This window comes from Kitasatospora sp. NPDC032121 (genome assembly GCF_055580145.1).
Genome location: NZ_JBVILX010000019.1, coordinates 139,482 through 145,834, shown reverse-complemented (window position 1 = coordinate 145,834; position 6,353 = coordinate 139,482). Strand labels below are relative to the sequence as shown.

The following is a 6,353-nucleotide window of genomic DNA, read 5'->3' as shown; positions in this document are numbered from 1 at the left end:
AAGGAACGGACGCTTCCTTCGGACCGCCTTCCAGCGGGCCCTCCGGGCTTCGTTCTTTCGTGTTTCCAGCTTATCAGATGTTTTCCGCTCCGTTTTCCGGAGTTTCATTCATCGGATTCGCTTTCCGCTTTGTCGCCCCGGTCTCCCGCGGCGACTCCGGAACTGTACGGGGACGGACCCGCCACATGCAAATCGCCCCTGCCCGGGCTCCCGGGCAGGGGCGATCTGTGCTGATCGATGCCGATCGGAGCCGGCCGGATCGGGGCCGGCCGGAGTCGGTCAGCGGACCTCGGTGATCTCCGGGCCACGCGCGAACGGGTCGAGCGAGGCGCCGCCGAAGCGGCTGTCGCCCTCACCGGCGGCAGCGGCCGCCCCGCCACCGTCGGCGACCATCTGCGCGTCCTCGGGAAGCTTCAGCACGATCGGGTCGCGCGGGGCCATCGGGGACTCGCCGCGCACGACGACCGTCTGGCGGAAGACCTGCTCCAGGATCCCGGCCATCTCCGGCTGCACCGCGGCCTGGCCCGAGATCACACCGCGCAGGAACCAGCGCGGACCGTCGCAGCCGACGAACCGCACCAGCTGCACACCCTGGGTGCCGTCCGGCAGCTGTACGGGGACCTGGGCGCGGAGGTGCCAGCCGAGCGGGCCCTCCTCCTCCTCGATGAGGCCGCCCTGCGAGGTGATGCCGTTGGCGATCTCCTCCCGGACCTCCCCCCAGATGCCCTCCGACTTCGGGGCGGCGAAGGCCTGGAGCTGGATGGCGCTGTTGCCGAGCACGAGGGTGGCGGCCACGATCGCGTCACCGGCGACCTCGACGCGCAGCTCCATGCCCTCGACGCCGGGGACCAGCAGACCCCCGAGATCGACCCGCCCCTCCTCGGGGTTCTCCAGCTCGGAGTGGTCCCACGGACCGTCCGGCCGCGGGGCCGGCGGCAGGCCGACCTTGTCGGCCGGGTCCAGCTCGGTCACGTTCTCGCTCTCGGCGGAACCTTCGACGTCATCGGCCGTCTCGTCGGCGCTGATGGCGTCGTCGGCGAGCTGCTCGACAGCGTCCTCGCTCTTCTGGCGACGACGGAACACGGTCACTGTCCTTCCCGGTCCAAGACCGATGCGAATACCTGCTCGGCTTCCTGCGAGGCCGCGGGCATGCTAGACCGCGGCGTGGCCGCCGGTCGACCCGAACCCGCCCTCGGCGCGTGCCGACCCAGGCAGCTCCTCCACCTCGTGGAAGCGGGCCTTCTCGACCTGCTGGATGACCAGCTGGGCGATCCGGTCCCCTCGGCGGAAGCTGACCCCCTCGTGCGGGTCCAGATTGACGACGATCACCTTGATCTCTCCACGGTACCCGGCATCGACCGTCCCCGGGGCGTTCACGAGGGCAACGCCGCAACGAGCTGCCAACCCGGACCGGGGGTGGACGAAGGCCGCGTAGCCGTCCGGCAGAGCGATCGCGACGCCGGTGGGCAGCACGGCCCGCTCGCCGGGGGCCAGCTCGGCGTCGACGGTGGTGCGCAGATCGGCACCGGCGTCCCCGGGCTGCGCGTACGCGGGCAGCGGCAGCTCGGGGTCGATGCGCTTGATCAGGACGTCCAGCTGCGGGCGGGGGGTGTCGCTCAAGGGTTCACCTCAAAGGCTCGTGCGCGCTTCATCAGATCCGGGTCATCGAGGACCTTCTCGATGTCCTCGGGACGACCGTGCGTGGTGAAGTGTTCCAGTTTCACCTGGACGAAGAGGGCCTGGGCGCGCACCGCGACGGGCCCGTCCGGACCGCCGATCCGCGCCTCGGCGGCGCTGTAGATCTTCCGTCCGTGCACGCCGGTGATCCAGGCGCGCAGGTGCAGCACCGAGTCGACGGGCACCGGGGAGAGGAAGTCGGTCTCCAGCCGGCCGGTCACGGCGGGGGCGTGCAGCAGCCAGTTGAGCGTGCCGAGGGTCTCGTCCATGGCGGTGGTCAGCAGCCCGCCGTGGGCCAGGCCGGGGCCGCCCTGGTGGGCGTCGCGGACGGTGAACTCGGCGGTCACGTCGAGTCCCTCGCCGGCGACCGCGTCGATCCGCAGGCCGCCGGGGTGCTGCGGGCCGCAGCCGAAGCAGTGCTCGTAGTGGGAGCCGAGCCGGGTGCCGGGGGCGGGCGCCTGGGGGTGGCGCTCCGGCAGGACGGCGTCCGGCGGCGGGGTGGTCGGGGTCGGCGGTGTGGCGGGCGCCGGCCGGTCGGTGGGGGTGCTGGGGGCTGTCGTACCGGTCACGGGGTCCAACCCTACCCAGGGGTAGTGGGCCCTCCGGTGGGGGTGGCGTCCCGGGCCGGACGTCAGGGCGACCACAATGGAGGGCATGTACGACGAACGCCTCACGGTGCCGCGTTCCTGGTGGCTGCTCCCGGTCGCGGTGGGTCTCACGCTCGCGCTGATCCTGATCCGGGTCAGTGGTCCGGCCGCGCTGATCGGGCTGGTGGTGGGCATCGCCGCCGGCGCGGTCGCGATCAGCAGCTACGGCTCGGCCCGCATCCGCGTGGTCCAGGGCTCGCTGGTGGCCGGCCCGGCCCGGATCCCGGTGGACGCGCTCGGCGGCGCGCAGGCGCTGAGCCCCGCCGAGGCGGCGGCCTGGCGCGGCCCGAAGGCCGATCCGCGCGCCTTCATGCTGCTGCGCAGCTACGTCCCGACGGCGCTGCGGATCGAGGTGACCGACCCGGCCGACCCGACGCCGTACCTCTATCTGTCGACCCGCTCGCCGATGAAGCTGGCGGAGGCGCTGGAGGACGCCCGGCGCGGCGCCCGCACCTGAGGCGGGCCCGGGCCGGACGAGAGCCGGCCGGCCCCGGCACGAGCCGGCCGGAAGGGGCCGGACAAACGGAGAGGGACGGTTCCGCTGCTGCGGGACCGTCCCTACGACTTTGTCCTGACCGGTGTGCCGGCCGACTCCGTCCTCCCGGGCCCGTCCGACCGGACGGTTCCCGGATCTGCCGTCCGGCCCCGCTGCCCGGGGCCGGAAGGAGCGGTGTGCCGGTCCCGCGGGCGCAGCCGCGGGCACCGGGCCCTGTCCGCCGCGGTGCTCAGGCGCCGCAGTCCCGGCAGATCGGGTTGCCGTTCTTCTCGCTGTAGAGCTGGCTGCGGTGGTGCACCAGGAAGCAGCTCATGCAGGTGAACTCGTCGGCCTGCTTCGGCAGGACGCGGACGGCGAGCTCCTCGTTCGAGAGATCGGCGCCGGGAAGCTCCATGCCCTCGGCGGCGTCGAACTCGTCGACGTCGACAGAGCTGCCGCCCTTGTCGTTCCGCCGAGCCTTGAGCTCCTCGATGGAGTCCTCGTTGAGCTCGTCGTCGGTCTTGCGTGGGGTGTCGTAGTCGGTTGCCATTTTTCGCTCTCCCCCTCCGGGTTGTGCGGTGTGTGCGGTATCTCCAGCGCACGTAACGCATGGGGGGCCGGTCTTGTGCCCGACCCGAGGCGGAGATTTTGCCTTACTTCAAGCCCTGTTACTCAATCGACACTCAGCCCGGGCTCCATCGGGGTGATCCCCGGGGCTGCGGAAGGCCTCACGCTGGGCCATCGTCAGCCCTTCCCGAGCCCGGCGCACCGACCACGCACAGTGAGCGCGGCAGCCGCATGCGTCTGTGAAATCCCTTGCCCACCAGGGATGCCGACCGATCCCGTGGACCGGCCGGCGGTCGGAATCCGGTCACGGACGGCGATCGACACCCCTGATGGGGTGATAACTCTCCGAGGTCGCCCGAAATCGCGGAGCGACACGGTGTGAGCTTGGTCACGTTAAGAATCTTCCAGGGCAAACCGCGGAAAATCCACCCAGTCCGACCGTTCGGTGCGGCGCCTCAGCCGGCGTTCTTCCGGGCTGCGCGACGCGCCAGCAGGGCGGCCTGACGCTCCTCGAACTTCCGGGCCTGGCCGTCCAGCCCGTCCAGGAAGACGCCCAGCTCGTTCTGCGCCAGCAGGCCCTCCGGGCCGAGCCCGCCGATCTCCATCACCTTGAGGTGGCGCAGCACCGGCTGGAGCACGTCGTCGTGGTGGATGCGCAGGTTGTACACCCCGCCGAGGGCGATCTGCGCGGCGGCGCGCTCGAAACCGGGGATTCCGTGGCCGGGCATCCGGAAGTTGGTGACCACGTCGGCGACGGCCCGCATGGCCTGGTCTGGGGCGATCTCCAGGGCGGCCTTCAGGAGGTTCCGGTAGAAGACCATGTGCAGGTTCTCGTCGTTGGCGATCTTCGCCAGCAGCTGCTCGCAGAGCGGGTCGCCGGCGTACTTGCCGGTGTTGCGGTGCGCGATGCGGGTCGCGAGCTCCTGGAAGGCCACGTACGCGACCGAGTGCAGCATGCTGTGGGCGTTGTCGGACTCGAAGCCCTCCGACATGTGGTTCATCCGGGCCCGCTCCAGCTCCACCGGGTCGACGGCCCGGGTGGCGAGCAGGTAGTCGCGGATCGCTATCCCGTGGCGCCCCTCCTCGGCCGTCCAGCGGTGCACCCAGGTGCCCCAGGCGCCCTCGCGGCCGAACATGGTCGCGATCTCGTGGTGGTAGCTGGGCAGGTTGTCCTCGGTCAGCAGGTTCACCACCAGCGACACCCGGCCCACGGCCGTCACCTGGGACTGCTCGAGCGACCAGGCCTCGCCGCCCAGCACGCCGTCGAAGTCGCGGCCCTGGCTCCACGGGACGAACTCGTGCGGCATCCACTCCCTGGCCACGCCCAGGTGGCGGTTGAGCTCCTTCTCGACGACCTCTTCGAGGGCGAGGATCAGCCGCGCGTCGGTCCAGCCGCTCGCGACGAGCGGGGAGCTGCTCTGCACAGGGGCGATGGTCACGGTCTTGCTCCTGAGGGGACGGCACGCGCGGGGACGGGCACGGCGCGCTGGATGGGGACACGTCTTTTCGCACCCGACGGCGGGCTGCCGACGGATTCACCTACGGTTGCGTAGGTTACGACACCGTAAGTTGATCGGGCCGGAAATGACAAGCCGCCCCCGCCAGGCCTTATGTCTTCTTGACGGACCTGACGGGGGCGGCTGGAAACGGTCGCCTGCGGAAGGGGCGTTGGACCCTTACGGAGAGGGGATGCGGACCCTCATGGTGAGGCCGCCGCCGGCGCGCGCGGTGGCCTCGATGGTGCCGCCGTGGGCGCGCACCACCGATCGGACGATGGACAGGCCGAGCCCGACCCCCTTGTCGCTGCGGGTGCGGTCGGCGCCCTTGACCCGGCGGAACGGCTCGAAGATGTGCTCCAGCTCGTACCCGGGCACCACCGGGCCGGTGTTGGAGACCACCAGCTCGCCGCCGCCGGGCACCGCGGTGGTGGCCAGCTCGACCCAGCCGCCCGGGGAGTTGTAGCGGACGGCGTTCTGCAGCAGGTTGAGCGCGAGCCGCTCCAGCAGCACGCCGTTGCCGGCGGCCACGGCCGGATCGAGCTTCGCGCGCAGCTCGACCTCGCGCTTCTCGGCCTCGCCCCGGGTCTGCTCCAGCGCCCGGGTGGCCACCTCGGACAGCTCCACCGGGCGCCGGTCGGTCAGCGCGTTCTCGCTGCGGGCGAGCAGCAGCAGGCCCTCGACCAGCTGCTCGCTGCGCTCGTTGGTGGCCAGCAGGGTCTTGCCCAGCTGCTGGAGGTCGGGTGAGGCCGCCGGGTCGGAGAGCTGGACCTCCAGCAGGGTGCGGTTGATCGCCAGCGGGGTGCGCAGCTCGTGCGAGGCGTTGGCGACGAAGCGGCGTTGGGAGTCGAACGAGCGGTCCAGTCGGTCCAGCATGTCGTCGAAGGTGTCGGCGAGCTCCTTGAGCTCGTCGTCCGGGCCGTCCAGCTCGATCCGGCGGTGCAGGTCGGAGGAGGCGACGTCGCGGGCGGTGCGGGTGATCCGGCCGAGCGGGCGCAGCACCCGTCCCGCCATCGCGTAGCCCGCCGCGAAGGCGATCACGGCGAGGCAGACCAGCATGGTCAGCGACTTGCGCAGCAGGGTGTTGAGCGCGGAGTCGGAGCGCGCCAGGTAGTCGGCGGCCTGCCACTGGTTGAAGTCCGCGCTGTTCATGTTGCGGACGGCCCCGTCGGGGCTGGTGACCTGGATGTAGTTGTCGAAGCGCAGCTGGCGCGGGGCCAGGTACGAGACGGCGTCCTGGAAGAACACGTACATCAGGAGCAGCAGCACGACGCCGGCCATCAGGAACATCCCGCCGTACAGCAGGGTGAGCCGCATCCGGATGGTGGGGCGGAAGGGCAGCCAGGCGAGCATGCCGTCGCCGGGGACGTAGTGCCCGGGGCGGTGGACGCTCGGCGGGGCCAGGGGCTTCGGCGGGACGGCGCGCGGGCCGCCGGCGGGCGCGCCGGAGGGCCCGCCGGCCGGGGGCGGGGTGGTCATGATGGTCCTCTC

Annotated in this window: 7 protein-coding genes; 1 reads left to right on the top strand and 6 read right to left on the bottom strand. The window is 71.5% G+C overall.

All coding sequences use genetic code 11. The annotated features are described in order from the left end of the window. Positions 1–279: 279 nt before the first annotated feature. From ACZ5OX_RS33160 to ACZ5OX_RS33150, 3 genes are all read right to left on the bottom strand, one after another. Positions 280–1,083 carry a DUF3710 domain-containing protein gene (locus tag ACZ5OX_RS33160; protein ID WP_465635180.1) on the bottom strand — a complete coding sequence of 268 codons (804 nt, stop codon included), beginning with the start codon at positions 1,081–1,083 and terminating at the stop codon, positions 280–282. 69 nt (positions 1,084–1,152) lie between these two features. Continuing rightward, entirely contained in the window at positions 1,153–1,620 is a 468-nt protein-coding gene (gene dut / locus ACZ5OX_RS33155; RefSeq protein ID WP_224282986.1) for a dUTP diphosphatase, read from the bottom strand. Next, positions 1,617–2,246, bottom strand: a complete 630-nt coding sequence (locus ACZ5OX_RS33150) for a PaaI family thioesterase (RefSeq protein WP_465635178.1) — start codon at positions 2,244–2,246, stop codon at positions 1,617–1,619. Before ACZ5OX_RS33150 ends, dut begins: the two co-directional genes overlap by 4 nt. 85 nt (positions 2,247–2,331) lie before the next feature. Here ACZ5OX_RS33150 and ACZ5OX_RS33145 point away from each other — a divergent pair, with 85 nt between their 5' ends. Beyond that, positions 2,332–2,781 (top strand): DUF3093 domain-containing protein, encoded by a 450-nt coding sequence (locus ACZ5OX_RS33145; protein WP_402416375.1) that lies wholly within the window; start codon positions 2,332–2,334, stop codon positions 2,779–2,781. Positions 2,782–3,049: 268 nt separating this feature from the next. On the opposite strand, the gene ACZ5OX_RS33140 is transcribed toward ACZ5OX_RS33145, so the two are convergent. The 3 genes from ACZ5OX_RS33140 to ACZ5OX_RS33130 form a co-directional block, all read right to left on the bottom strand. Continuing rightward, complete coding sequence (locus ACZ5OX_RS33140; RefSeq protein ID WP_030285479.1) at positions 3,050–3,349, bottom strand: DUF4193 domain-containing protein; 300 nt, start codon at positions 3,347–3,349, stop codon at positions 3,050–3,052. A 472-nt stretch (positions 3,350–3,821) separates the two neighbouring features. Continuing rightward, positions 3,822–4,805 carry an acyl-ACP desaturase gene (locus ACZ5OX_RS33135; protein WP_449793401.1) on the bottom strand — a complete coding sequence of 328 codons (984 nt, stop codon included), beginning with the start codon at positions 4,803–4,805 and terminating at the stop codon, positions 3,822–3,824. A gap of 237 nt (positions 4,806–5,042) precedes the next feature. Then, on the bottom strand, positions 5,043–6,341 hold the full coding sequence (locus ACZ5OX_RS33130) for a sensor histidine kinase (RefSeq protein WP_449793402.1): 1,299 nt from the start codon (positions 6,339–6,341) through the stop codon (positions 5,043–5,045). Positions 6,342–6,353: the final 12 nt, after the last annotated feature.